Source organism: Aquibacillus albus (genome assembly GCF_016908325.1).
GTDB lineage: Bacteria > Bacillota > Bacilli > Bacillales > Amphibacillaceae > Aquibacillus_A > Aquibacillus_A albus.
In genome coordinates this window covers 162,501-187,131 of record NZ_JAFBDR010000002.1, presented here as the reverse complement: position 1 = coordinate 187,131, position 24,631 = coordinate 162,501, and the positions used below count along the sequence as shown (strand labels likewise).

The following is a 24,631-nucleotide window of genomic DNA, read 5'->3' as shown; positions in this document are numbered from 1 at the left end:
CCCCGTAATCGGTCAAATACTAAGGCTTTTGGTCTAGAAAAAGTGAGCTGATTGGCCGAATAGTATGTTTTAAATCCACATAACCCCAACAAACGTACTACCCCCAAACTTAATTATTTCATAAATATGGAAACGAATCTAGCTAAAGGGGTCTGACCCCCTCTGTGGACATTTGTCCGTGTATGGAGGACAGGTGTCAAATGAAGACTAGCTTCAGCGGCAGTGCGGGTTCGTCTCTGATAGGTATATGCGTCTGCTCCATATCATAAATGGATTTAATTTACAGAATATTTATACTATTTTATCTATCAGTTAATAATCCCTGTGTACAATGACTAAGTGTAGAAAAATTTGGGAGGTTCGGTAATGATGAAGATTCATAGGGAATTATTAACTGGTGTAGCTGCTGCCGTGATTTTAACCATGACAGTGCCTTTCCCTGCTTTGGCTGAACAGCCACCGCTATTTCAATATGAAGGGGAAAACCTACAAGTAACACAGATTGGTCAGTATGATAGTGGACAAGGAGAAGGTGGAACAGAAATCATGGCTTATGATGCAGATCGTAAACTTGCATTTGTAACCAATGGCGCGGTTGGAGGCTTTGATATTTTATCTTTTGAAGCGTTGCAGTCTAATCAATTTACGGAAATAACATCTAGTGAAAGAATTTTTCTATCAGATTTTGGACTGGAGAATGTAGATGATATTACTAGTATTGCTTCCCATCCAACGAAGGACCTGATTGCCATTTCCGCTGTTAGTAATCCAAAGACAGACGCTGGTTATATCGTATTTGCCACCAAAGCGGGAGAGTATGTGACGCATGTTCAAGTTGGGTCTTTACCGGACATGGTGACTTTTACTCCAGACGGTTCGAAAGCAATTGTAGCAAATGAAGGTGAGCCAAGTGATGATTATTCCGTTGACCCTGAAGGTTCTATTTCGATTATTGATGTCTCAGGGGAACCAGCAGATTTCACAGCAAACACGTTAACCTTCGATGGTGTAGATTTAGATGAAAAAGTTCGGACCGATTCAGAGGGATCAACTCTACAACAGCTTGAGCCAGAATATGTCTCTGTGAATAACACGAAGGCTTTTATCTCCATGCAAGAAAATAATGCAATCGCGACGGTTGATCTATTTAATGAGGAAATTTTGCATGTAAAAGGCCTTGGAATGAAAGATCACTCTATACCTGGAAATGAACTGGATGCAAAAGACAATCAAGAAACAAACATTGAAAAGCAGCCACTCTTGGGTTTTTATATGCCTGATGCGATTGATACATTTACTGCAGGTGGCAAAACCTATATTTTAACACCGAACGAGGGGGATGCTCGTGATTATGATGGATACTCTGAAGAAGGAAGTATAGGAGATATTAAAGATCAAATCCAGCTTAATGCGGATCACTATCAAGGATATACGCAGGAAGAGTTGGATCAGAAAGTAGCAAATGGGTTGCTTGATGAATTAGAAAAAAACGATATTACATTGGAAAATGGAAAAAATGAAGAGGGCATTTATGAATCCTTACATTCTTATGGAGGTCGTAGCTTTTCCATTTTTGATGCGGAATCGATGGAGCTTGTGTATGACAGTGGAAGTGATTTTGAAAGTATTATAGCTGAAGCCATGCCAGAGCATTTCAACACGAATAATGATGAATTGGAATATGACGGTCGAAGTGATGGAAAAGGTCCTGAACCAGAGACAGTAGTCAGTGGGAAAGTTAATGGAACAAACTATGCCTTTGTTGCTTTAGAACGCTTTAGCGGAATTATGATTTACGATTTGACTAACCCGTTGAGCCCTGAATTTGTAACGCTTATATCCAGCCGTGATTTTAGTGAAGATGTAAAAGGAGACGTATCACCAGAAGGATTACAGTTTATATCAGCAAGTGAGAGCCCAACTGGTCGTGCGTTACTAGCAGCGACACATGAAATATCCGGGACAGTAGCTGTATATGAGTTCGGTGGAAAATTTGCTGGATTTAGTGATGTGAAACCAGGTGATGATCATTACGAAGCGATTAAAACTTTGACGGAGCAAAACATCGTCAAAGGACTTGAAGATGGATCCTTTGGTCAATGGGATAGTGTAGAACGACAACATGTTGCAGCGATGCTGTTTAACGCTTTGGAACTTGAAGCGCCATCTGATGTTGAAGGTGTGCTAGAAAAATATAATGATGTTAATAGCGAATCGATGTATGCAAAAGAAATTGCTGCTGTAACAGAAGCGGGAGTGTTCCGAGGTGATGGCAATGCGTTCAATCCGAATGTGTCAATTACACGAGAACAAGTGGCTACGATTCTAGTACTTGCCTTCGATTTAGATGGGCAAGCTGCAGAAGACGTATCGATTTATTTGGAAAATGTTAGTCCGTCCCATAAAGAAAATGTTCAGATTCTAGCTAACCTTGGACTTACAAATCAAGTAACAGACTTCCGTCCAAAAGAAGAGATTTCACGTGGTGCACTCGCTACCTTAATCTACCAAGCACGTTAACGTGAAAAAGGGGTCTGACCCCCTCTGTGGACATTTGTCCGTGTGTGGAGGACAGTGGGGGTCTTGTCCGTTATTGACGCACTTTCTTTTAAACTTTACAATCTTATTAATGACTTTCTAGGAGTGAATACTTTGGATTATAGAAAAAAGATTGTGAGTTTAATAGCGATATTTATTTTTATATTTATGGGGATAGTGCCGACCCAAGCCAGTACACCAATTGATGATGTACGTTCCCTTGTCGACCAATATTATGTGGATTCTGTCAGCGAAGATGTTATCAATGAATCTACAATTGAGGAAATTCTTACTCATCTTGATCAATATTCGGACTACTATTCGAAGGAAGAATTCCAAGCGTTTATAAATACGCTTAACAATACATATGTTGGTATTGGTGTTGGTATAGAAAACACCGACGAAAAGATAATGATTACACAGGTGTTCCCTGGTAGTTCAGCAGAAGCAGCTGGTGTTCAATCAAACGATCAGATTATTTCTGTCGATGGAAAAGCAGTCTCCGGAATGACATTAGAACAAGTAATTGAAAGAGTCACAGGACAAGAGGGAACAAAGGTTGAAATAACTTTTTACCGACCATCAACAGATACGTATATGAAGAAAACGTTAGAAAGAAAAAATGTAACCTTACCAACAATTTTGGCAAAGAAATTAGCCGGAAATGTTGGATATATGAGAATGAATAAATTTAATGATTACACAATCGACCACATGCTAGAGGAGCTCAATAATTACAGCGCTGTGGATCATTGGATACTCGATGTTCGTAATAATAGTGGTGGATATCTGCATGTGGCGCAACAAGTGGTAGGAATGTTTCCGAATGCCAATATAACCCTGATTGAAGAAACAAAAGATAACCTAGAACAGCTGCCATCTATTCGGCAGGAATTTCAATTTGAAGATCAGGTTGACTTGCTGGTAAATGAATATAGTGCCAGCGCAGCAGAGATATTGGCTGGTGCCCTCCAGGATACCAATAATGCTTTCGTATATGGAAGTACAACATATGGAAAAGGGGTTATGCAAAATATTTTCCAGCTTTCGAGTGGGGGTTATTTAAAGCTTACAACAGCAAGATTTTATACCCCGAATCATCGTGTGATTGATCAAGTCGGGATTTCTCCAGATGTCAAAACGGAAACACCGTTAGCAGATGCACATTTGGCATGGTTTCATACGAACTATTCTTCTTACAAACAGTTAAATGCTGTGGAAAATGTACCAACGAATAAAGTATTTACGGTTGAATTTTCAACAGCAATAAACGTTGATTCCTTTCGTGATAGAAAAATAGAATTCATTCATTTAGGAGGGGAACAAGTTCCGGTAACTTTTTCTAAAACAGAAAATAAGAAGATTGAGGTAACCCCTAAAGAACCCTTGATAAAAGGAGAACAATATCTATTACTCATTCACCCAGGATGGGAAAGCACAAATGGAAAAACCAATGCCAAAGGAACCATCGTTAAAGTCACCGTTGGAAAATAACGGTAAAAGGGGTCTGACCCCGCCCGTGGACATTTGTCCTTGCTGGGAGGACAGTTTCGGGGGGGAGCATTGTCATCTACTCAAGCAAAGAGAAATAACCGTCTACCCAGGCCGTGGGTATGACGGTTATTTCTTTAGTTAATACTTGGTCAGCCGCTCTTTATGCGGTCTGCTGTATGTTACCGGGTGGTTACTGCCACTTGGTATTTTTATACTGCAATATTATCATTTTGTCCTTCCATTTGCGGTGTTGCTTTTGAAAATGCTTTCGTGATATATAACAAATAACAAAAACCAAGGGCTACCCAAACTGATCCTAGAATAAGAGCATTTTTATCTAAATTTACAAAAAGGGCCATATCTAGACAAGCTCCGATTAATGGCAAGATTAAGTACAAGAGCACATCTTTGCCTTGTCGTTTCTTTTCCTTAATATAATAGTGAAAAATAACGGATAAATTAACAAAAATAAAAGTGATGAACGCGCCAAAATTTATAAAGGAAGTTGACGTCGTGATATCTAAAAATATCGCAAGGAATCCAATGATCCCGATAATCATAATATTGATAACAGGAGTTCTTGATTTTGGGTGGATAAACCCAAATAATTTTTTAGGGAGGACTGAGTCTCTGCCCATTGCATAAATTAAACGTGCAGCACTTGTTTGTGCAGACAATCCAGAAGTGAACTGTGCAATAATCAATCCTGCTAGGAAAATAGCACTAAATAAATTCCCGCCAATTTGTTGAGCAATTTCTAGAGCTGCTGAATCTGCATTAATGAATGCTTCATAGTTTGGTTGAACTAATTGAATAATAAACGAAGACCCGACAAAGATGGCGCCGCCTATAAGTGTAATAAGAAAAATGGCTCTCGGGAGTGTTTTTTCCGGCTCTACGGTCTCTTCTGAAAGTGTAGAAACAGCATCAAACCCTAAAAACGAATAACAGGCTATTGCAGCACCAGCAATGACTAATGAAAAAGGAACGTCTGCTTGATAAAAGGGTGCAAATGATAACAGTGTTCCAGTTCCCATTCCATGTAAGACATTAACAATGGATAAGACGATAAAGATTCCTATTACTAATATTTGAAATAGCATTAAAATATAATTAACATTTTTGGTTGAATTGATCCCTATTAAATTAATCGCAGTGGTAATGGCAATGAAAATAAGAATCCACGTCCAAATAGGAACGGCAGGAAACGCTGAATTTAAATATACTGCTCCGATCAACCAAATAACCATTGGTAAAAATAAATAATCTAAAAGAATCGTCCAGCCAATCATAAAACCGATGCGTGATCCGATTGCTTTCCTTGTATAAGTATAAGCGGACCCAGAAGCAGGAAAAGCTTTAACCATTCTGCCGTAGCTGTATGCGGTGAATAACATGGCTGATAGCCCAACGATGTAGGCGGTCGGAACCAGGCCGTTTGTTGTTTCTGCAAGAACACCAAAGGTTCCAAAGACAATCATTGGCGTCATGTACGCTAGTCCAAATAACACAACTGCTGATAAAGTTAATGTACGATTTAATGAAATATTTTGAGTTGACATTACATATCCCCCTCTGTTTTTTTCCTTTCTTTTCGTGCGTTTTCTAAAAGTCGGTAACGATCGAAGCAGGCAGGCCAAGTCGTCGAAGTCATCTAAAAACCGGACTTGCATAGGATGTGCTGACTTCTACGTTTTGTACAGGACGTGCACGTTCTTAGTAGAAGCTCCCCTGATACTGCTTGCTGCATGAGAACCGGAAGAACGGCCAACGAAGCGATGCGTCGATTATCATTTGTTGACTTTTTCAACATCCTCTTTTAACTGTTTATAAATCGTGCGATTGATGTTGTTTATATATTGCAACTTAGGGTCTCGTTTATTGGATAACGAAATTTCACACGTTAGCAGGCATTCCGTTTCATTCAAATGAACGTATTCTTCACCTTCATGATCGACAACCATGCTTTGTCCAAAAAACTCCAATTCTTCTTCTTGACCAATTCGATTGCAGATGGCGATTGGTATTTCATTCTCCATCGCTCTACTTTTGAGATATATTTCCTGGTATTTTTCGTATGGCTTCATGTTTGCAGTAGGGATAAAAATGATATCTGCTCCCTTAAGACGCAATAGCCTAGCAACCTCTGGAAATTCGAGGTCATAACATATCATGATACCGACTTTTCCCCATTTTGTATCAAATACTGGGTAGTCATTTCCTGGTGTAAAATAGTTGGATTCGGTATCAAATAAATGTGTTTTCCTATATTTTCCTAGTATCTCTCCATTACTATCTATGTAGATAGCAGTTATATAGTAGTTTTTCCCGTCTTTTTCTGGAAATGAAATAATCGTATCTATTCCAATGTCTCTACAGTATTCTTTAACTCTTCTAAGGCTGGGACCATTTGTATCTTCGGCGTATTCGGTTACAGAATCTTTTAGTAAGTATCCCGTTAATGACATCTCCGGAAAAACAATAAGATTTGTATATTGTTTTTTTGCCACCTCCATTTGTGATTTGATTGTTTCTAGATTCATTTCTTTGTCTTTAAGCTTAGGACTGAATTGCGCTAATGATATGTTCATGTTTTTTCACCTTTCTCATTAAATAATGCGCATAGTAGGTTCACTTCACAATGTTGTTATGGTCTGATTATTCAACGGAAACGTTTGTTTCTCGAAAAGCAAAGTAGCGCATTTAATTTGTAACTGCTTCTTTATATATTGAGTATTATGACAATTTATTGGTTTGACTAAAAGTACCAGTTCGGCCTATTCCCTGGTACCAGATGTTGCAAGAGGCGTTTCCATGGGGGCTCTAAGCCGTGTAAAGGTTTTAAAATCTCTCTTAAAATGTGAGTGAACTTAACATATAATGGTATTTTTACCTAGTATAACCTATTGCTTTATGATTCGACGTAGCCTTTCCGCAGCATCAGGTATATCCTCCTTTTGAATGGCTGCAAATCCAATAATGAGGCTAATGCCATTTTTATCATATTGATATTTGCTTATTAGTGTAAAACGCTCGATTGAGTAAATTTCTAATTTTTCTTGCTTTGCTCTTTCGTTAATATCCTCATACCTTTTATTTGTTTTAAAGTGAGCAAAAAAGTGTAGGCCAGCAGGTATATCTAGAATATCAACCTCGTCCTCGAAAGCCTCTTTTAGTTGATGAATTAAAAGCTTTCTTTTCATTTCATAATGATGATTCATTCTTTTGATATGTCTCTCATATTCGCCACTTTCAATAAAATAATGAAGTGTAAATAAACTGAGTGAATTACTTCCATGGATATAGTTGGAATAATTTTGACGATACGCTCTTAATAGTTTTGGTGGGAGAACCATATAACTTATTCTTAAACTAGGTAATAGTGTTTTTGAGAATGTTCCAGTATAAATAATCCGTTGACTTCGATCCAGACTTTGTAAAGACGGGATATTGTCTGTTCCATATTTAAATTCACTGTCATAATCATCTTCCACAATGTATCGATCATTAGAAAGAGCAGCCCAGTTCAAGAGCTCTATACGTCTTGAAATTGGCATGATGATTCCAGTGGGAAACTGATGGGATGGTGTAATAAATAAAATATTTGGATTAACTGATTCTATTTTTTTTATATCTATCCCTTTTTCATCTAGATTAATAGGTGATACATGAAACTCCATATCTTTCAGTAAAGAGTGGATTCGAGAATATCCTGGATTTTCAATGCCGACTTTAATAGATTCTTGTTGTAGTGACATTAATTGGCGTATTAAAGGTTGGGTCCCTCCGCCAATAATAATTTGCTCTGGATCACAAGTCGTACCACGAGTTAAAGCTATCATACGTGAAATAGTTTTCCTGACAATATACGGTCCTTGTGGATGGGTGATTTCGGAAAGCTCTTGTTTATGGTTTTTAATTGCTTCATTTTGACACTTCACCCACTTTTTAAAGGGAAACATAGAAATATCAACCGTCATATGGGACAGAGACAACCAACCTTCTTTGCTATGATAATTTTCCTTTAAATCATCTGGTAAAGGAGGAGTTGCTAATTCATGTCGGTCCGTAAACTGGTTAATATTTTCAACAAAATAACCTTTTCTCTGAATCGTATAGATATATCCTTCTGCTAAAAGTTGTCCATAAGCGTTTGAAACCGAATTAATACTGACTTGTAATTGGTCTGCCAATGCTCTTTTTGAAGGTAATTTTTCATTGACTGCAATTTTCCCTTGCAAGATAGATGTTTTAATTTCTGCGTAAATCTGTTGGTATATATACTTTGCTTGACCTGTTTTATCTAATTGTAAAAAAATCATTGGATACTCCTTCCATCTGGTCCCTAATAAAAATCAAAACTGGCACTTTTCATTGTACCAATTCATTCACATAATAGTCTATATATTATAAGTGGAGGGTTCAGCGATGTCGAAAACAGAAAACTTACAAGCTAAACGAAAAAAATATGTACCTCGAGGTGTTAGTAATAGTAACTTAAATGTTGCACAACATGCTTCCGGTGCTACGATTACAGATATGGATCAAAAGGAATGGATTGACTTTGCGGGTGCAATTGGTACATTGAATGTAGGCCATAGTCATCCTAAAATAACGGAGGCGGTAAATAAACAGATTAGTAGCTTTCTTCATCCTGGCTTTAACGTAATGATGTATGAAGGTTATATTAATCTAGCGGAAAAATTATGCGAAATTACTCCTGGTACCTTCGATAAGCAAGCGATTCTCTTTAATTCAGGAGCAGAAGCTGTTGAGAATGCTGTCAAAGTGTCCCGACGGTTTACAAAGAGACCAGCAGTTGTAACCTTTACGCGTGGATTCCATGGTAGAACAAATTTAACGATGGGAATGACCAGTAAAGTAAAACCGTATAAATTTGGATTTGGACCGTTTGCGCCTGAAGTATATCAAGCCCCTTATCCGTATCTTTATCGTAAATCGGATAACCAATCAGAAGAAGAATATATCGATCAAATGATTGAAGAATTCAAGGAATTTTTTATAGCTACAGTAGCGCCAGAAATGGTTGCCTGTGTGGTAATGGAACCTATCCAAGGGGAGGGTGGCTTTGTTATTCCTCCAAAGCGGTTTGTTCAGTTTGTAGACTCATTCTGTAAGGAACATGGGATTGTTTTTGTAGCGGATGAAATTCAAACAGGGTTTGGTCGTACAGGAAAATTTTTCGCGATGGAACATTTCGGGGTAGTTCCTGATTTAATAACTGTCTCCAAATCATTGGCTGCTGGTTTACCATTAAGCGGAGTTGTCGGCAGAAAAGAAATCTTAAATGCTGCTGATCCAGGGGAATTGGGCGGTACGTTCGCAGGTAACCCGGTCGCGTGTGCAGCTGCCTTAACGGTAATTGATGTTATAAAGGAAGAACAGTTACTTGAAAAAGCAGAAATCCTTGGCCAAAAAATAGAGACGAAGCTTCATAAATTCGCAGAACAATATGCGTTTATTGGTGAAGTTCGTCGTATGGGAGCGATGGTTGCGGTAGAAATCGTTAGCAATCGAATAGACAAAGCACCAGATAAAAAGATAACGGGTGAGATAACGAAATACGCAAACGAAAATGGCCTTTTATTACTCTCGGCTGGCTTAAATGGAAATGTTATTCGTTTTTTAGCACCCCTAGTCATCACTGATGAAGAACTATCTAAAGGGCTAGCTATTCTAGAACAAGCTTTTGAACAACAACAAAGGATGGTGATAGGACATGTCAACTCCTATTAAAGTTCACAACCCTGCTACAGGTGAATTGCTAAAAGAAGTAAAGGTTCATTCAAATGAAGAAATTAAACAAGCACTAGAAAAAGGACATCTTGCATTTAAAAAATGGTCCAAAGTAAATGCTCATACACGGTCAAAGCTTTTGAAAGATTGGTCACGAATCATTCAGAAGCACAAAGAAGAAATAGCAAAAGTTATGACCTTGGAAAATGGGAAGCCATTAAAAGAATCAATCGGAGAAGTTGACTATGCTACGAGTTACATCGATTGGTATGCAGAAGAAGCGACACGAATTTATGGTCGTACAATTCCTGCTTCCTCTGAATCAAAACGTATTATTGTTAGTCGTCAGCCGATTGGATTGGTTGCAGCAATTACTCCGTGGAACTTTCCAGCAGCGATGATGACAAGAAAGGCGGCTCCTGCTTTAGCAGCAGGATGCACCTTTATTATTAAGCCTGCAGAAGAGACACCACTAACAACGATGCGTTTGATTAAATTAGCACATGAGGTGGGAATTCCACAGGATGCTATTCAATATGTAAATGGCAATGGACCAGAAGTCGGTTCATTATTTACGGATAGTGAGCATGTTCGAAAAATCACATTTACAGGTTCGACTCCTGTAGGAAAAACGCTTATCCGGAATAGTGCAGATTCTATCAAACACGTTACGATGGAATTAGGCGGGCATGCACCTTTAATTGTCGCAGAAGATGCTGATTTGGATGTTGCTGTTACGCAAACGATTCTTTCTAAATTTAGAAATGCCGGACAAACATGCGTATGTGCAAACCGTGTGCTAGTGAATGAGAATATCATGGATGCTTTTACCGAAAAATTAACGAAAGCAGTCAAGGCATTAACAGTCGGTAATGGTTTGGACAGCGCTACTGATATCGGTCCAATCATTAATGAAAAAGGATATCGTAAAATTGTTGGACAGGTAAAGGATGCGATAGATAAAGGAGCTGAAGTTCTTGCAGGAAATGAATACGATGCGAATGAAGAACAAGGTTACTATTTTGTCCATCCCACTATTTTAAAGAATGTAGATGAGCGTATGACCATCATGGAAGAGGAAACATTTGGCCCGGTTCTTCCTATTGTTAGTTTTAAGGAAATCACTGAGGCAGTCGATATTGCAAACAATACACCATATGGACTTGCTGCATACTTCTTTACGAATGACTATAAAGTAGGAACATACCTTTACGAGCATTTAAATTTCGGAATAATAGGGTGGAATGACGGGGCTCCTTCTGGGGCGCATGTTCCATTCGGCGGAATGAAAGAAAGCGGAATCGGCCGTGAAGGCGGCAGCGAAGGAATAGACCCATACCTAGAAACAAAATACCTATCAATAGGAAACTATGACCAATAAATGCAAAGGGGTCTGCCCCCGCCCGTGGACATTTGTCCTCGCTGGGAGGACAGTTTCCGGGGGGAGCATTGTCATCTTCTTAAACCAAAAAAATAACCGTCTCCCCAGGCCGTGGGTGTGACGGTTATTTTTTTCGTTAATACTTGCCCAGTCGCTCTTTATGCGGTCTGCAGTTATGTTAACGAGTGGTTACTGCCACTCTGTTTTCTTCCTTTCCCATTGAAAATATACATAATTCCCATTATTTGACAATAGGGGTCTGACCCCTCCCATATAAAAACCCCTACAAATATTAAGGGGTAAGGTTTATAATAGTAGAGTTGGTAAATTACTGTTGGGTAGGAGAAATGTATGAATTTTTACAAGCAGATGATTTTACTTCTTGGAGGACTTATTATTGTTAGCTATGGCATTGCCGTTGCTATACAAGTTCAACACTTGGGAATTCATCCATGGGACGTATTATATATTGCATTGACCGAAAAATTTGGTCTTACGATTGGAACTTGGAATGTATTAATTGGATTATTTTTGCTTTTATTTACATTGGGATTAAATCGATCGTACATAAAAATAGGTACATTTTTGAATGTGCTGTTAGTTGGACCTATTGTAGATTTCTTTTTATTTCTGGATATATTCCCTTATTCCCCAAATGGAATTGTAGATATATTATTAATTATACTTGCGGTTATTTTCATGGGTTTTGCAGCTGGGATGTATACAGCTGCTAATTTCGGAGCTGGGCCAAGAGATGGATTTATTCTTGCTATTTCAGAAAGGTCCCGGATGTCTATTCGAAAGACACGTATTATTTTGGAGAGCACCGTGCTCGGGATAGGGCTTATTCTCGGCGGTCCCGTTTTTATTTTTACTTTTATCTTTACATTTATTATGAGTCCTGTCTTTCAATGGGCCTACCTCCTTTGCAACAAATGGGTGAAAGAGCAAAATACTGCTGTGAATCCTAGAAAAATGGTCGGTCAGAAGGTATCTTGATATCCCGGATAGGAGACATCATAGAAAAGGTGGAATGAACAAAATCATGCATTCTAATCCAAACATTGATCATGATATTTTTTGATAGATTTGGAGCAAACCGAGTTAATCCCTTACTCATTTTCTTCTATCAGGCGCAATCCTTCAAGAGGGGCTGGCCTATTTTTCTAGTGAATTTGTGGGATGTGAAAAATGTAAAGCAGATTTTACTTTAAATACCAAAAACTAAATGCTACTATTACTTTGTCTTTATCTTATTAGAAAAGTTATACTGTAATAAAGTAACATTCCGTATAAAATTTTATCTATATATTCTCCTATAGAAATAACTGATAAAGGGTGTAAAAATTGAACATAAACAATAAAGATTTGAAGTCAAACAAGAAAATTATTGTCCTAGGCGGGGATGGATTCTGTGGTTGGCCTACAAGTCTTCATCTGTCCAATTTAGGCCATGAAGTTGTCATTATCGATAATCTATCACGACGTAATATTGATAATGAATTAGAAGCAGAATCGTTAACTCCTATTCAGCCAATGGGTACTAGATTAAGAGCTTGGGAGGAAATTACAGAAAAAAAGATTGGATTTTATAATATTGATATAGCGGAAAATTATGATGATGTACTACAAGTTATTCAGGATGTTCAACCTGATGTTATTGTACACTTTGCTGAGCAGCGTTCTGCTCCATATTCTATGAAAACTCCAAAACATAAGCGCTATACCGTAAATAACAATATAAACGCGACTCATAATGTATTATGTGCCATTGTGGAGTCTGGTCTAGATATTCATCTTGTCCATTTAGGAACAATGGGCGTGTATGGTTATGGAACTGCTGGAATGAAGATTCCCGAGGGCTATCTTGATGTAGAAGTTCAGACGGAGGCAGGCGATTGGGTCGGGCAACAAATCCTGTATCCTACTAATCCTGGGTCTGTTTATCACATGACAAAGTCACAAGATCAACTGCTTTTCCAGTACTATAACAAGAATGATAATGTCAGAATTACTGATCTTCATCAAGGAATTGTTTGGGGAACGAATACAAGAGAAACAAAGCTTGACGAAAGACTTATTAATCGCTTCGATTACGATGGTGATTATGGGACTGTATTGAATCGCTTCTTAATGCAAGCAGCAGTGGGGCATCCAATTACTGTTCATGGAACCGGCGGACAAACTCGAGCGTTTATTCATATTCAAGATACCGTACGTTGTGTTCAGTTAGCGATTGAGAATCCGCCAACTCGTGAGGAAAAGGTGATGATTTTTAATCAAATGACCGAAACGCACCGTGTGAATAACCTGGCTAAGCGTGTCAGTGAACTTGCAGATGCCGAGATTGCATACGTGTCCAATCCGCGTAAAGAGGCTGCTGAAAACGACCTGCATGTTAAAAATGATCTCTTCTTATCCAAAGGTTTAGAACCAATCACCTTAGATGAAGGACTACTACAAGAAGTTACTAATATAGCAAAAAAATATGTAGATCGCGTAGATTATTCAAAAATACCAGCCAAAAGCACATGGACAAAAGAACAAAAACCAGGCACCATAGACCAAACAACAAAGAACATAGCTACTGGCAAAGGGGTGTAGGGGTCTGACCCCCTCTGTGGACATTTGTCCGCGTGTGGTGGACACTTTGGTTGTGGTTGGAGAATGATAATTTTGTCTAGAAGGTGGTTTCGTATTGGTGGAGAATTTTAATTTACTAGATTTATTTTGGGTTTCACTAGAAGCTGGAAAGGAAATCTTAGACGTTTATGCGCAAGACTTTGGTGTAGAGTTGAAAGAAGATGATTCCCCATTAACACAAGCAGATAAACGAGCACATGAATCGATTATGAAAGGTTTAAATGCAATCAATCCTAGCATTCCTGTTTTGAGCGAAGAGGGAAGAGATATTCCGTACAGTGAACGTCAGGGATGGGACCGTTTTTGGTTAGTAGATCCACTAGATGGAACAAAGGAATTCATTAAGAAAAATGGAGAATTTACGGTTAATATTGCTTTAATAGAAAGAAAGTATCCTTCCGTTGGTATTATCTATGCACCGGCATTAGATGTATTTTATTTTGGCCGTGTAGGTGATGGTGCATATAAGCTGGAAAATGCTTCTAAGGCAGCGTTCGAAAGTGAAGAAGAATTGATTCGAAAGAGTGTGCGATTACCTGAGAAAGAGGATCGCCAAGTTACGCGTGCTGTTGCCAGCAGATCTCATATGTCAGAGGAAACCGAAGCCTTTATGAAAGAATTGGAAGCAAAACATGGGAAAGTAGAAGTTGTCTCATCCGGAAGCTCTCTTAAGTTTTGCTTAGTGGCGGAAGGAAAGGTAGACTATTACCCAAGGTATGCACCAACGATGGAGTGGGACACTGGAGCAGGCCAAGCAATTGTTGAAGCAGCAGGTGGAAAAGTTACCCGATATGAAGATGGTAAAAGGTTTTATTATAATAGAAAAGAATTGCTGAATGGATGGTTTTTGGTTGAGCGAAACTAGTAAAAGTAAAAGGGGTCTGACCCCCTCTGTGGACATTTGTCTTCGCTGGGAGGACATGTTAAATGCCACATGATACTAAAGAGACACCATGTCATAGTGGCAAATCTCACCCAACAGTCGATGGTTTTCAACTTGAAAAAGGAGAACTGGTAGCTGGATGGTTATTTTCCAAAACTAGCCTGAAACTGGAAGCGTAAGCTGATATCCCACGGTTCGTGTGGTATTCAGCTTATTTTTTATTTTAAAACCTGGCGCAATTGAACAACAAATTGTTTCATTTTTATCACGAAATTGTAATGATTAAATAAAATTAACTATTTTAAAAACAATTTAAAAACATATAAATGAATGGGTTTCAAAGTTCAATAAAAACTTGGTTTGCCTCGAGATTCTTTGGTTGGAAGCGAGGAAGAATGCTGCGAACGTCGGACTTAGCGAATGTAGCATTCTTATCAATTGTCCCTGTAAGGAAGCCTTTCCCTAGGGGTATGAACGGAACGAACCCGATTCCAAGATCTTCATGTGATATTGAGAAGCTACTCTGTTCAAGCTTTTTGAACTATCTAAACCCATCTATGAGATTATTTAATTAGCTATTTATAACTAGAGGAATGAAAATCAAATAATCTAATAATATTGATATAAATATATCATGAAAAAAATTTCAAAAATCACCCTAATTTGAAGGAATATTCGATATACTATAGAAACCAATATATAATTGCTAATCCGTTCGTTGGGTGTAGATTACATAGAACTATAATGAAATCTATTCATTATTATGTAAACCCCCGTAGTCCACACATATTAACATTCCATTCAACTAATAAAGAAATACGACATCAGATGAAAATGATGAATGAATAGCTTGGAAATAATTGTAAGCGATTACAAAATAGTTTTTAGGGTGTTGAGACGATGTTATCTAAAATAAACAAATGCAAGGAATACTTCTATCGAGTTACGTTAAAGAAGAGGATTATCCTTCTTTTCTTGTTAGCATCACTAATTCCGTTTATTTTTATTGGCTTCATATCTTATCACACAATAAATTCGATAGTGAACAATCAAATTCAAAGAGGAATTCAAAGCAACCTTAAGCAAGATGCGCTTACTCTAGAAAATACATTTGATAACTTAAACCATTTATCACAGCAATTATCCTTTGAAGGTATAGTGGGGAAGAAGTTGAATACTCTCTTAAATTCGCATGATCTTTATGAACGTGTAGAAATTACAAGTGAACTTAAGAGTGAATTGAATGTAATTGCGTTTACCAATCCATCAGTTGGCTTAATTATGTACTATTTTGAAAATGAAAACTTAATCGAATTTGAGAACTTACCTGTTCGTGAAGAATTTTCTTTAGGAGAGTTACCCGAGCTGGCGAAATATTATGGGCTTACCTATTATGGTCCTCATATTAGTAATTATCATTATAACAATCAGCATGTCATCTCAGCCTTGAGGAAAGTAAACTTTCCTAGCAGGGAAGATGTTTATGTTTATGTAGAAAGTGCTTTTAGATTAACAGATGTATTTGATGAAGGTGGGAGCGGTTATGATGTATTTTACTTGTTTTTAAATGAAGCAGGAAAAATCAACTATAGTCAACTTGATAATATATTCCCGCAAGATACAGTAATTACGAATAAAATGAAACAAAAATCATTTGGTAAAGATGAGGGATATTTTTGGTTCAAACATACCAGTAATCAAGGATGGTCTATTGTTGCTGTCATATCAGAGGCTGATTATAATAAAGAAATCAACGAGTGGTTCATTCAAGTCATTACCTTTTTCTTAATATTTTTAGTTGTTAGTTTATTTCTTGCATGGTTACTCTGGAAAATGGTTTACCGACCTTTAAAAGAATTTAATAACGAAATTGGATTATTAGCCAGCAATGAAGTTCAATCCGTTCATTCTAAAAGTAGTGTTCCTGAATTTAACTTTTTACTTGAAAATTTCAGGGAAATGAAGCAACAGATTTGGGAATTGTTTAATGAAATAGAACTAAAAGAAAAGCGAAAAGCCGATCTAGAGGTCGAAAAGTTATTATATCAAATTAATCCGCATTTTCTGATGAATACATTAAACACAGTACAATGGATGGCTATGATGAATGGGCAAGATGAAATAGATCGCTTAGTGAAATCTTTGAATAAATTGCTACATTATAACCTTGGAAAAAGAGGTCAATTTTCTACAGTTGGTGATGAGTTAGATGCCATTAAGCAATATTTAACATTACAGCAGATTCGTTATGACTTTAATTTTAATGTACAGGTTGATGTTAAAGACGAAGTGATGAACTTTCCAGTACCTAGGTTTATTCTTCAACCGCTTGTTGAGAATTCACTATATCATGGTGTTAACGATGATGGCTGTATTCAGGTGAATGTTGACTTAAAGGATAAGTTAGTTATCACTGTTAAGGACAATGGATCAGGTATGACAGAAGAAACAATAACCAATATATTAAATGACACAGAATCAACGGCACAAAAAAAGATGGGGATGGGTATTGGGTTAAACTATGTCAGGAGAATGATGGTAGTACATTATGATGGCAGGACTGATTTTAAGATTGATAGTAAGTTAGGGGAAGGTACCTGTATTACTTTAACTTTTCCGATAAGTGAGGGGGAATCTGAAAGATGAAAGTTTTAATTGTTGAGGATGATAAATTAGTAAGAAAGGGACTGATTTCAGCTATGCCTTGGCAAGATTATGATATGGAAGTTGTCGGAGAAGCTAAAAATGGAAAAGATGCATTGGAATTTATAAATTCTAATGATGTTGATTTTGTATTGACAGACTTAACTATGCCCATCATGTCAGGAATTGAGTTAATGAAAATTGTTAAAGATAAATATCCTACTATATATTTTGTTATCCTTACCTTTCATCAAGAATTTGAATATATTCAGCAGGCATTACGCTTAGGAGCAATTGATTTCATTTCAAAAGTAGAGTTAGAGAAAGAACATTTTAATGAGGTACTTGCTCGTATTCATAATCTTATTACCCAGAAAGAAAGGATTTCAAACCATATAAATGAAAAAGTAACCGAATTATTTTCTGAAGATTGTGGATATGCTTTGATGTCAAAAGAAGAAAATGCTGAGATAGATTGGGTGAACCAAATAGTTGGGAATTCTTCTAATTCATTTCAAGAGATTGGAGATTTAGTTTGGTTTGGGTTACTTGAAGATAAAATAGCTAAAAATCTAGCAGGAGCCAAATTAAATAGTGGATGGACAATGATGAAAGTAACCGAAATAAGAGGCCAAAATCGCAATGATGTTTTTCAAAAGTTAAGGAAATATAAAAAGTGTAGTTTCTTCTATGAATACCTTGAGGACCAAAAGGTTATTACAAAATCTCTCCATGACATTTGTTCCATTCGAAACAGTATAAGTAAAGAAACTTTTCTTGAGGTTAAGGAACGCTGGCTTTCATTTGAATGGGTTTCTGAAACTTCAACATTCACAGAAATGAAACAGGAATTAAAAGATTATCGACTATCAATAACAAAACTATTCAGTCTAATCAACGATATTGGAAATGCGTGGAATGAGGTGCATAAACATATTGATAATAAAATGATTGTTAAAGTGCCTGAAACCTTGAATAGTTGGTACGATACGGAACAATGGTTAATTAAAATAGTAGATTCTGCTAATCAGTTTGCTATTAATGTACGATATTCTCAGGAAGTAATCCACTCCATTATGTCAGCTATAAAAATAATCCAAGAGGAAGTGAATCAACCTTTATTTGCAGTGGATGTAGCTAAAAGGGTAAATATGAGTCGAAGTTATTTTAATCAGTGTTTTAAGGATATTACTGGACGATCATTCAATGATTATTTACGTAATTTGCGAATTGAGATTGCAAAAGATTATCTAACTAAAACGAACAAGACTATACTATGGATTGCTGAACAAACAGGCTATAAAGATGAAAAATACTTTAGCCGTGTTTTTCGTCAAAAAACGAGCAAGACTCCAAGTGAATATCGGAAGAGCAAGTGTTAGGTCAATAATGTCCAGTGGTAGGGTGGATATGTGTCTTATTTGTGAACTTTACACTTAATCTAAGTTCATATCACACCCTAAACTTCCTTCTTTACTCTAATTTGCAAGCGCTTACATTGGTGGTAACATATACATTGTAAAACAATTAAATTTATAAGGAGGCGTAAAAAGATGCTGAAGAACAAAGTCATTATTTTATTGTTAGTTTTTGCTTTTGTTACTGTTTTAAGCGCTTGTAATAGTTCAGACAATGCAGAACAAGCAAGCAACAATCAAGAAGATTCTTCAGACACATCAGATTCTTCAACTCCAGATTCAGGAGACTCAGGTGGAGAAGCTGAAGTGGATTATGATCCATTAGGTAAATATGATGAGACAATTACGTTAAGTACAGGAATTTGTGTAGAACCAGGTGCTTCTAAGAGCTTACCTGAGGGAGACACACTGGAGGACAACGAGTATACACGAGCAGTTAAAGAAGACTTAAATATTGAATTAAAGGAATATTGGTCAGTTTCTTGTACAAATAAAGACCAAAAGATAAGTTTATCTATCGCTAGTAACGACCTGCCTGATGCAATGATCGTCAATAGAGTTCAACTAAGAAAACTAGTTGAAGCTGGTCAGATAGCTGATTTATCTGAAGCTGTTAAATATGCATTACCAATGTCTCAGGATGCATGGGCATCCTCAGATGGTAAAGCACTAGCATCAGCAACTTTTGATGGAAAGTTGATGGCTATTCCGAGCTCTAACCACTCTGATGGTAGTATTAAAAATCTATGGATCAGAAAAGATTGGTTAGATAACCTTGGCTTGGAGGTACCTCAAACATTAGAAGATTTAGAGACAGTTGCCAAAGCATTTATTGAACAGGACCCAGATGGAAATGGACAAGACGACACGCTTGGAATTATGGGTATGGATGTCAATGACATACTATATTCAACTTTCCTTGAAGGTGCTGATCAAGGGTTAGGAAGCATATTCTATGCTAAAGATGCTTACCCTGGTTATTGGGTTGAAGGGCCAGATGGTCAAGCTACCTATGGTTCTGTTCTACCAGAAACGAAAGAAGCTCTCTCTTTTTTAAGAGATTGGTATGATGAAGGATTAATTGATACCCAGTTAGGAATTAGAAAGGATAATAATGAACCAATTATAGCTGGAAAAGCAGGTATATTCTTCCAGTCATTATGGGCTGTTTATGAACCACTATCTAATGCCTGGAAAGGTGATCCGACTGCTAACTGGCAAGCTTATGCTGTACCTCTAAACGGTGAAGGTAAGTGGAATCAAACGGTTAATGCTACATCAAATAACTTTATTGTCGTGAGAAAAGATTATGAACATCCTGAGGCAGCAGTAAAAGCACTTAATTACAGATTAACTTACGGTGATTATTATGAATTTGAACATGGTTTAGATGCAAGTCATATTCCACTTAGAGTAGATACTCAGATGCGCGACCAAATGTATCGAATTGCTGAGTTAATTGAAAGAGTTGCAATCGATGGTGAGCCAAGAGAAATTTTAGATGTACCTTGGGAACCTTCTCTATATGAACAGGATTATGATGATTATCTTGAAGTTAAAAAAGAACCATATGATGAGTATGACTTAGAATATTGGAATACCGATAACATTGTGACACTTCCGAGAATATATGCTCGTGTTGTTGGAACTAGACCGATTCGAGATCCGAATAGAAATGATATATCGAGTCTCGTTTATGAGCAAACTCCGACTATGTCGGAGAGATGGGCAAACTTGATGAAGCTTGAAACAGAAACGTTCCTAAAAATTATTATGGGAGCAGCTCCATTAGATGATTTCGACAAGTTTGTTGAAGATTGGAAAAAACAGGGTGGAGACACAATTACTTCCGAAGTAAGAGATATCGTGAAGTAACTTCACCGAATAATATGAGGCGCATGCTGTTAGTAGCATTGCGCCTCCTATTAAAAATAACAGTAGAAAGGAAGTGAAAGATTATGTCTGTCTCCACTGAAACGAAGGAAATGGTAACGAGTACTAAACCTATGAAAAAGAGAAACAATTCTCCTAAATCCAATAGTTTTGTTAAGCATTATTATCTGATGCTTTTGCCGGGATTCGTTTGGGTTACTATATTTTGCATTGTGCCGATGTTCGGTATTGCTATCGCATTTCAGAATTATAACCCTGCCGAAGGAATATTTGGATCGGAATGGATTGGACTTGGAACATTTGAATATATGTTCGTTCTAAAAGATACATGGAATATCTTCTTTAATACCCTTTTCATTGCTTGTTTAAAAATAGTAGGAAACCTAATTGTTCCTCTTGTTTTTGCTTTAATGCTCAATGAAGCGCGTAATATGATTTTTAAACGGTCGGTTCAAACAATTGTATATTTACCACACTTTTTATCATGGGTTATTTTAGGCGGGATTATCCTTGATATCTTCTCTTATGGAGGGCCAGTTAACCAACTACTTGCTTTATTTGGACTTGATGAACCAATTTTGTTTTTTGCAAAGGCTGAATTATTTCCTTATTTCTTAGCAGGAAGTGATGTTTGGAAAGAGTTTGGATTTAACACAATCATCTATTTAGCAGCTTTAACAGGTATTAATCCTGCATTATATGAGGCTGCGTCTATAGATGGTGCGAATCGATTAAGAATGCTATGGCATATAACTTTACCTGGTATTCGTACAACAGCAGCTTTACTTGCAGTACTTAGCTTGGGGCAAGTTTTAAATGCTGGATTTGACCAAGTTTTTAACTTATACAATCCTTTGGTTTATTCAACAGGAGACATCATTGATACGTGGGTATATAGGGTAGGTTTGTTGGACTTACAGTATGAATTAGGAACTGCGGTAGGTCTTCTGAAATCAGTTGTCGGTTTTATTATGATCGTCATTTCTTATAGCTTGGCGTACAGATATACTAATTATCGTATTTTCTAACGAATGGAGGGATGAATAATGGTCAAAGACACTACGATGGGGTCAAGGATATTTGATATCGTGTTAATTACCTTATTAACAGTGATTACGATTTCTTGCATCCTACCTATTTGGTACACTTTCGCTCTTTCACTGAGCTCTAAGACAGCTGCTGCAGCAGGGCAAGTTTGGTTATGGCCGGTAGATTTTAATATTAATTCCTATATTCAGCTTTTAGATGAGGGTCAATTTTTTAAGTCTTTCTGGATTTCTATACAACGAATTTTTTTAGGAGGACTTTTAAACTTTATCATTGTTGCCATGTTGGCGTACCCTCTGTCCAAGAGTTCGAAAGATTTTAAACACAGAAATATATTGATGTGGATCCTTGTTTTTACCATGCTTTTTAATGGAGGCTTAATTCCTTTATATTTAACGGTAAAATCTTTAGGACTAATTAATAACATTTGGGCACTTGTCCTAGTGGCTGGGGCTCAAGGACTTGTGTTTAACGTTATTTTAACTGTGAATTTTTTCCGGAATTTACCAAAATCTATTGAAGAGTCAGCTCTCATTGATGGGGCAGGTCCTTGGAAGATGTTGATTTACATTTTTATTCCTTTGTCGGTTCCTGTTCTTGCTACAGTGACTTTGTTTTCTATCGTTTTTCATTGGAATGAATTTTTATATGGATTAATTTTTATGACGAGAGAAGAATTTTATCCATTACAGACCTATATTCAACAGATGGTCATTGTACTAAACCCCGATATTATGAATGAAGAGCAATTAAAGATGATGGCTGAATTATCTAATCGTACGCTGAATGCAGCTAAGATTTTTATAGCGATGATTCCAATTTTGTTAATCTACCCGTTTCTTCAACGATACTTCATTCATGGGATTACACTGGGATCCGTTAAAGAGTAGCTAACAAAAGTAAGAAAGGAATGGAGTGAGGTTATATGGCATGGTGGTCAAATAATAATTTAAGGATGATTCAAAATAACCTTCGGGAAAAAGATGCCAATCTCAATGTAGATGCTTTAATAAGTCAGTTAAAGGAACTAAATGCAAATGTGTTGATGATGAATGCGGGGGGCATATTCGCATTCTATCCAACAAAGCTTGAGTATCATTACCGAGCAGCAAACCAGAAAACAGATATGCTTCGAGAAGCTCTGGATAAGGCCCATGCAAACGGTATGAAAGTCATTGTCCGATTTGATTTTAGTAAAGCACATGAAAGTATTTTTGAGAAGAAACCGGAATGGTTCTACAGGACTAAAGAAGGGAAAGAAGTGAATTATCACGGTATCGTTCATTCCTGTATTAGTAGCTATTATCAACAGGAATACTCGTTAAAAATTATTGATGAGGTTCTTACTAACTATGATGTAGACGGAATCTTCTTTAACTGGTTTGGCTACAACACGTTTGATTACAGCGGTAATGATCACGGAATTTGTCACTGTGATAGCTGTAAAACAAAATTCCATGAGATGTTTGGCTTGGATTTACCAGAAAAAGTTGATGAGGATGATCCTGTTTATCAAAAGCACTTAATTTATCGAGAGGTAACTGCCTCTAAGATGTTAGATCGGGTGTACGATTTAGTGAAAAGCAAAAACAGAGACATTGCCATCTCTACTTATAGTGACCATAAAGTCGATATTGTCCGGAATGAATCCAATACGAGCAAGACTAGACCTCATCCAATGTGGTTATATTCTGCATCAGAAAATGTGAAAGCGATAGAAGATTCCTGGGATCAAAAATTAATAAGCAATTGCAGTATTAATGCGGTTGATTTAGTCCATCGTTTCACCGCTGTGTCTAAACATGAAATCAATATTAGGTTAAAAGAAAGCTTGGCGAGTGGATCTGGGTTAGATTTTTGTATTATTGGTGTTTTTGAAGATTATCCGGACCGTGAAAATTTACCGATTGTTGCAGATATTTTTAACTATCATAAGAAAAACGAGCAATATTATGGTAACTTTCAATCGGTAAGCGAAGTTGCTTTAATCAAGCCCAGAAAAACGCTGCAAGCAGACTCTAAGGAATATCTGGGTTTGTTCAAAATGCTGAAGGAAGAGCATGTCTTATTTGATGTTCTGCAACAAAAAACATTTATGGATAATAGGGAATGCTTGAACCGCTATCAAACGTTGATTATTCCTGATATATTGGCATTTTCAAGTGAGGAGCTCGAGGTTCTTAGGGCATACTCCAAGAAAGGAGGCTGTTTGATAAGCACAGGAAGATCGTTTACACAGGATGAAGAAAATCAACAGTTCTTGCAAGAACATTTCGATGCAAAACTGGATGGAATTAAAGTTTTTTCACGTGAAGCTGCCTATTTAAAAACAGAGGACAAGGAAGTATTTAAAAGTTTTATGGAACGGGATTGGGTAGTACTAGATGGGGCTTTTTGTCGTGTGAAATTTGGCTCCAAAGCTTACAAAAATCTACCGCTAGTTAAACCAGCATTGTTTGGCCCGCCAGAGCGGGCTTTTGGACATGAAATGTCACAAGACTCATTCGGGCTAGGTATCGTTTCTAATGATCAACAAAAATCTATCTATCTTCCTTGGCATCCGGGAAAGCTCTATTATAATCTCGGTTTTGATGATAACAAGCGGATTATCATTGATTTATTGGACAATGTAGTAGATTACCAATCTATGTTAAGAACAAATGCGCCCCAAAGTGTGGAAGTATTTTTAAATCAATTGGATGACGATACCTATATCTTACACTTACTCAACCTTTCTGGGTTTAATGGAGTTTCCTATTATGAGCCTATACCGGTCCATGAAGTACAAGTCCATTTACCTCAACTAAACAATTGCAAGCAGTTGATTAATTTAGAGGACAAGGAAGAAGTTTCGTATACCAATGGTGATGACGGAATCAAGATAGAGTTACCTGTATTAAAAGACTTCTCAGCAGTCGTATTGAAAGTGTAAAT

At 37.1% G+C, this 24,631-nt stretch carries 17 protein-coding genes; 14 read left to right on the top strand and 3 right to left on the bottom strand.

The window, feature by feature from the left end; translation table 11 throughout:
• Positions 1–366: 366 nt before the first annotated feature.
• The gene (locus JOC48_RS02875) at positions 367–2,520 is read left to right on the top strand and encodes a choice-of-anchor I family protein (protein ID WP_204497540.1); all 2,154 of its coding nucleotides are present in this window, start codon (positions 367–369) and stop codon (positions 2,518–2,520) included.
• Between the two features lie 132 nt (positions 2,521–2,652).
• Complete coding sequence (locus JOC48_RS02870; RefSeq protein WP_204497539.1) at positions 2,653–4,032, top strand: S41 family peptidase; 1,380 nt, start codon at positions 2,653–2,655, stop codon at positions 4,030–4,032.
• Between the two features lie 209 nt (positions 4,033–4,241).
• Here JOC48_RS02870 and JOC48_RS02865 read toward each other — a convergent pair whose 3' ends face one another.
• The 3 genes from JOC48_RS02865 to gabR form a co-directional block, all read right to left on the bottom strand.
• On the bottom strand, positions 4,242–5,594 hold the full coding sequence (locus JOC48_RS02865; protein ID WP_204497538.1) for an APC family permease: 1,353 nt from the start codon (positions 5,592–5,594) through the stop codon (positions 4,242–4,244).
• 228 nt (positions 5,595–5,822) lie between these two features.
• A complete protein-coding gene (locus tag JOC48_RS02860; RefSeq protein ID WP_204497537.1) occupies positions 5,823–6,623 on the bottom strand; it encodes a carbon-nitrogen hydrolase family protein in 801 nt (266 codons plus the stop codon).
• 312 nt (positions 6,624–6,935) lie between these two features.
• Entirely contained in the window at positions 6,936–8,354 is a 1,419-nt protein-coding gene (gene gabR, locus JOC48_RS02855) for a MocR-like transcriptional regulator GabR (protein WP_204497536.1), read from the bottom strand.
• Between the two features lie 106 nt (positions 8,355–8,460).
• Here gabR and gabT point away from each other — a divergent pair, with 106 nt between their 5' ends.
• The 12 genes from gabT to JOC48_RS02800 all read left to right on the top strand — a co-directional run bounded on the left by gabT (position 8,461) and on the right by JOC48_RS02800 (position 24,629).
• Entirely contained in the window at positions 8,461–9,789 is a 1,329-nt protein-coding gene (gabT, locus tag JOC48_RS02850) for a 4-aminobutyrate--2-oxoglutarate transaminase (RefSeq protein WP_204497535.1), read from the top strand.
• Positions 9,773–11,170: an NAD-dependent succinate-semialdehyde dehydrogenase gene (locus JOC48_RS02845; RefSeq protein ID WP_204497534.1), complete on the top strand. Its 1,398-nt coding sequence runs from the start codon at positions 9,773–9,775 to the stop codon at positions 11,168–11,170. The genes gabT and JOC48_RS02845 overlap by 17 nt, the downstream gene beginning before the upstream one ends.
• A 351-nt stretch (positions 11,171–11,521) precedes the next feature.
• Positions 11,522–12,169, top strand: coding sequence for a YczE/YyaS/YitT family protein (locus JOC48_RS02840; RefSeq protein WP_204497533.1), 648 nt, complete (start codon positions 11,522–11,524; stop codon positions 12,167–12,169).
• Positions 12,170–12,517: 348 nt separating this feature from the next.
• On the top strand, positions 12,518–13,774 hold the full coding sequence (locus tag JOC48_RS02835; RefSeq protein WP_204497532.1) for an NAD-dependent epimerase/dehydratase family protein: 1,257 nt from the start codon (positions 12,518–12,520) through the stop codon (positions 13,772–13,774).
• 97 nt (positions 13,775–13,871) lie between these two features.
• Positions 13,872–14,678 (top strand): 3'(2'),5'-bisphosphate nucleotidase CysQ, encoded by an 807-nt coding sequence (gene cysQ / locus JOC48_RS02830; RefSeq protein ID WP_338024220.1) that lies wholly within the window; start codon positions 13,872–13,874, stop codon positions 14,676–14,678.
• Positions 14,679–14,740: 62 nt separating this feature from the next.
• A complete protein-coding gene (locus JOC48_RS21450; RefSeq protein ID WP_275580690.1) occupies positions 14,741–14,875 on the top strand; it encodes a hypothetical protein in 135 nt (44 codons plus the stop codon).
• A 721-nt stretch (positions 14,876–15,596) separates the two neighbouring features.
• Positions 15,597–17,342, top strand: a complete 1,746-nt coding sequence (locus JOC48_RS02825; RefSeq protein WP_204497530.1) for a sensor histidine kinase — start codon at positions 15,597–15,599, stop codon at positions 17,340–17,342.
• The gene (locus JOC48_RS02820) at positions 17,339–18,721 is read left to right on the top strand and encodes a response regulator transcription factor (protein WP_204497529.1); all 1,383 of its coding nucleotides are present in this window, start codon (positions 17,339–17,341) and stop codon (positions 18,719–18,721) included. Before JOC48_RS02825 ends, JOC48_RS02820 begins: the two co-directional genes overlap by 4 nt.
• A 171-nt stretch (positions 18,722–18,892) precedes the next feature.
• The gene (locus JOC48_RS02815) at positions 18,893–20,632 is read left to right on the top strand and encodes an extracellular solute-binding protein (RefSeq protein ID WP_204497528.1); all 1,740 of its coding nucleotides are present in this window, start codon (positions 18,893–18,895) and stop codon (positions 20,630–20,632) included.
• 131 nt (positions 20,633–20,763) lie between these two features.
• A complete protein-coding gene (locus JOC48_RS02810; protein ID WP_239584150.1) occupies positions 20,764–21,678 on the top strand; it encodes an ABC transporter permease in 915 nt (304 codons plus the stop codon).
• A gap of 18 nt (positions 21,679–21,696) precedes the next feature.
• Positions 21,697–22,587 (top strand): carbohydrate ABC transporter permease, encoded by an 891-nt coding sequence (locus JOC48_RS02805; RefSeq protein ID WP_204497526.1) that lies wholly within the window; start codon positions 21,697–21,699, stop codon positions 22,585–22,587.
• A gap of 35 nt (positions 22,588–22,622) precedes the next feature.
• Positions 22,623–24,629, top strand: a complete 2,007-nt coding sequence (locus tag JOC48_RS02800; RefSeq protein ID WP_204497525.1) for an alpha-amylase family protein — start codon at positions 22,623–22,625, stop codon at positions 24,627–24,629.
• The last annotated feature ends 2 nt before the right edge of the window (positions 24,630–24,631 follow it).

Excerpts from the sequence above, each read along its gene's own strand:
- JOC48_RS02875 (WP_204497540.1), top strand. The coding sequence starts at position 367 with ATGATGAAGATTCATAGGGAATTATTAACTGGTGTAGCTGCTGCCGTG.
- JOC48_RS02865 (WP_204497538.1), bottom strand. The coding sequence starts at position 5,594 with ATGTCAACTCAAAATATTTCATTAAATCGTACATTAACTTTATCAGCA.
- JOC48_RS02860 (WP_204497537.1), bottom strand. The coding sequence starts at position 6,623 with ATGAACATATCATTAGCGCAATTCAGTCCTAAGCTTAAAGACAAAGAA.
- gabR (WP_204497536.1), bottom strand. The coding sequence starts at position 8,354 with ATGATTTTTTTACAATTAGATAAAACAGGTCAAGCAAAGTATATATAC.
- gabT (WP_204497535.1), top strand. The coding sequence starts at position 8,461 with ATGTCGAAAACAGAAAACTTACAAGCTAAACGAAAAAAATATGTACCT.
- JOC48_RS02845 (WP_204497534.1), top strand. The coding sequence starts at position 9,773 with ATGTCAACTCCTATTAAAGTTCACAACCCTGCTACAGGTGAATTGCTA.
- JOC48_RS02840 (WP_204497533.1), top strand. The coding sequence starts at position 11,522 with ATGAATTTTTACAAGCAGATGATTTTACTTCTTGGAGGACTTATTATT.
- JOC48_RS21450 (WP_275580690.1), top strand. The coding sequence starts at position 14,741 with ATGCCACATGATACTAAAGAGACACCATGTCATAGTGGCAAATCTCAC.
- JOC48_RS02825 (WP_204497530.1), top strand. The coding sequence starts at position 15,597 with ATGTTATCTAAAATAAACAAATGCAAGGAATACTTCTATCGAGTTACG.
- JOC48_RS02820 (WP_204497529.1), top strand. The coding sequence starts at position 17,339 with ATGAAAGTTTTAATTGTTGAGGATGATAAATTAGTAAGAAAGGGACTG.
- JOC48_RS02815 (WP_204497528.1), top strand. The coding sequence starts at position 18,893 with ATGCTGAAGAACAAAGTCATTATTTTATTGTTAGTTTTTGCTTTTGTT.
- JOC48_RS02810 (WP_239584150.1), top strand. The coding sequence starts at position 20,764 with ATGAAAAAGAGAAACAATTCTCCTAAATCCAATAGTTTTGTTAAGCAT.
- JOC48_RS02805 (WP_204497526.1), top strand. The coding sequence starts at position 21,697 with ATGGTCAAAGACACTACGATGGGGTCAAGGATATTTGATATCGTGTTA.
- JOC48_RS02800 (WP_204497525.1), top strand. The coding sequence starts at position 22,623 with ATGGCATGGTGGTCAAATAATAATTTAAGGATGATTCAAAATAACCTT.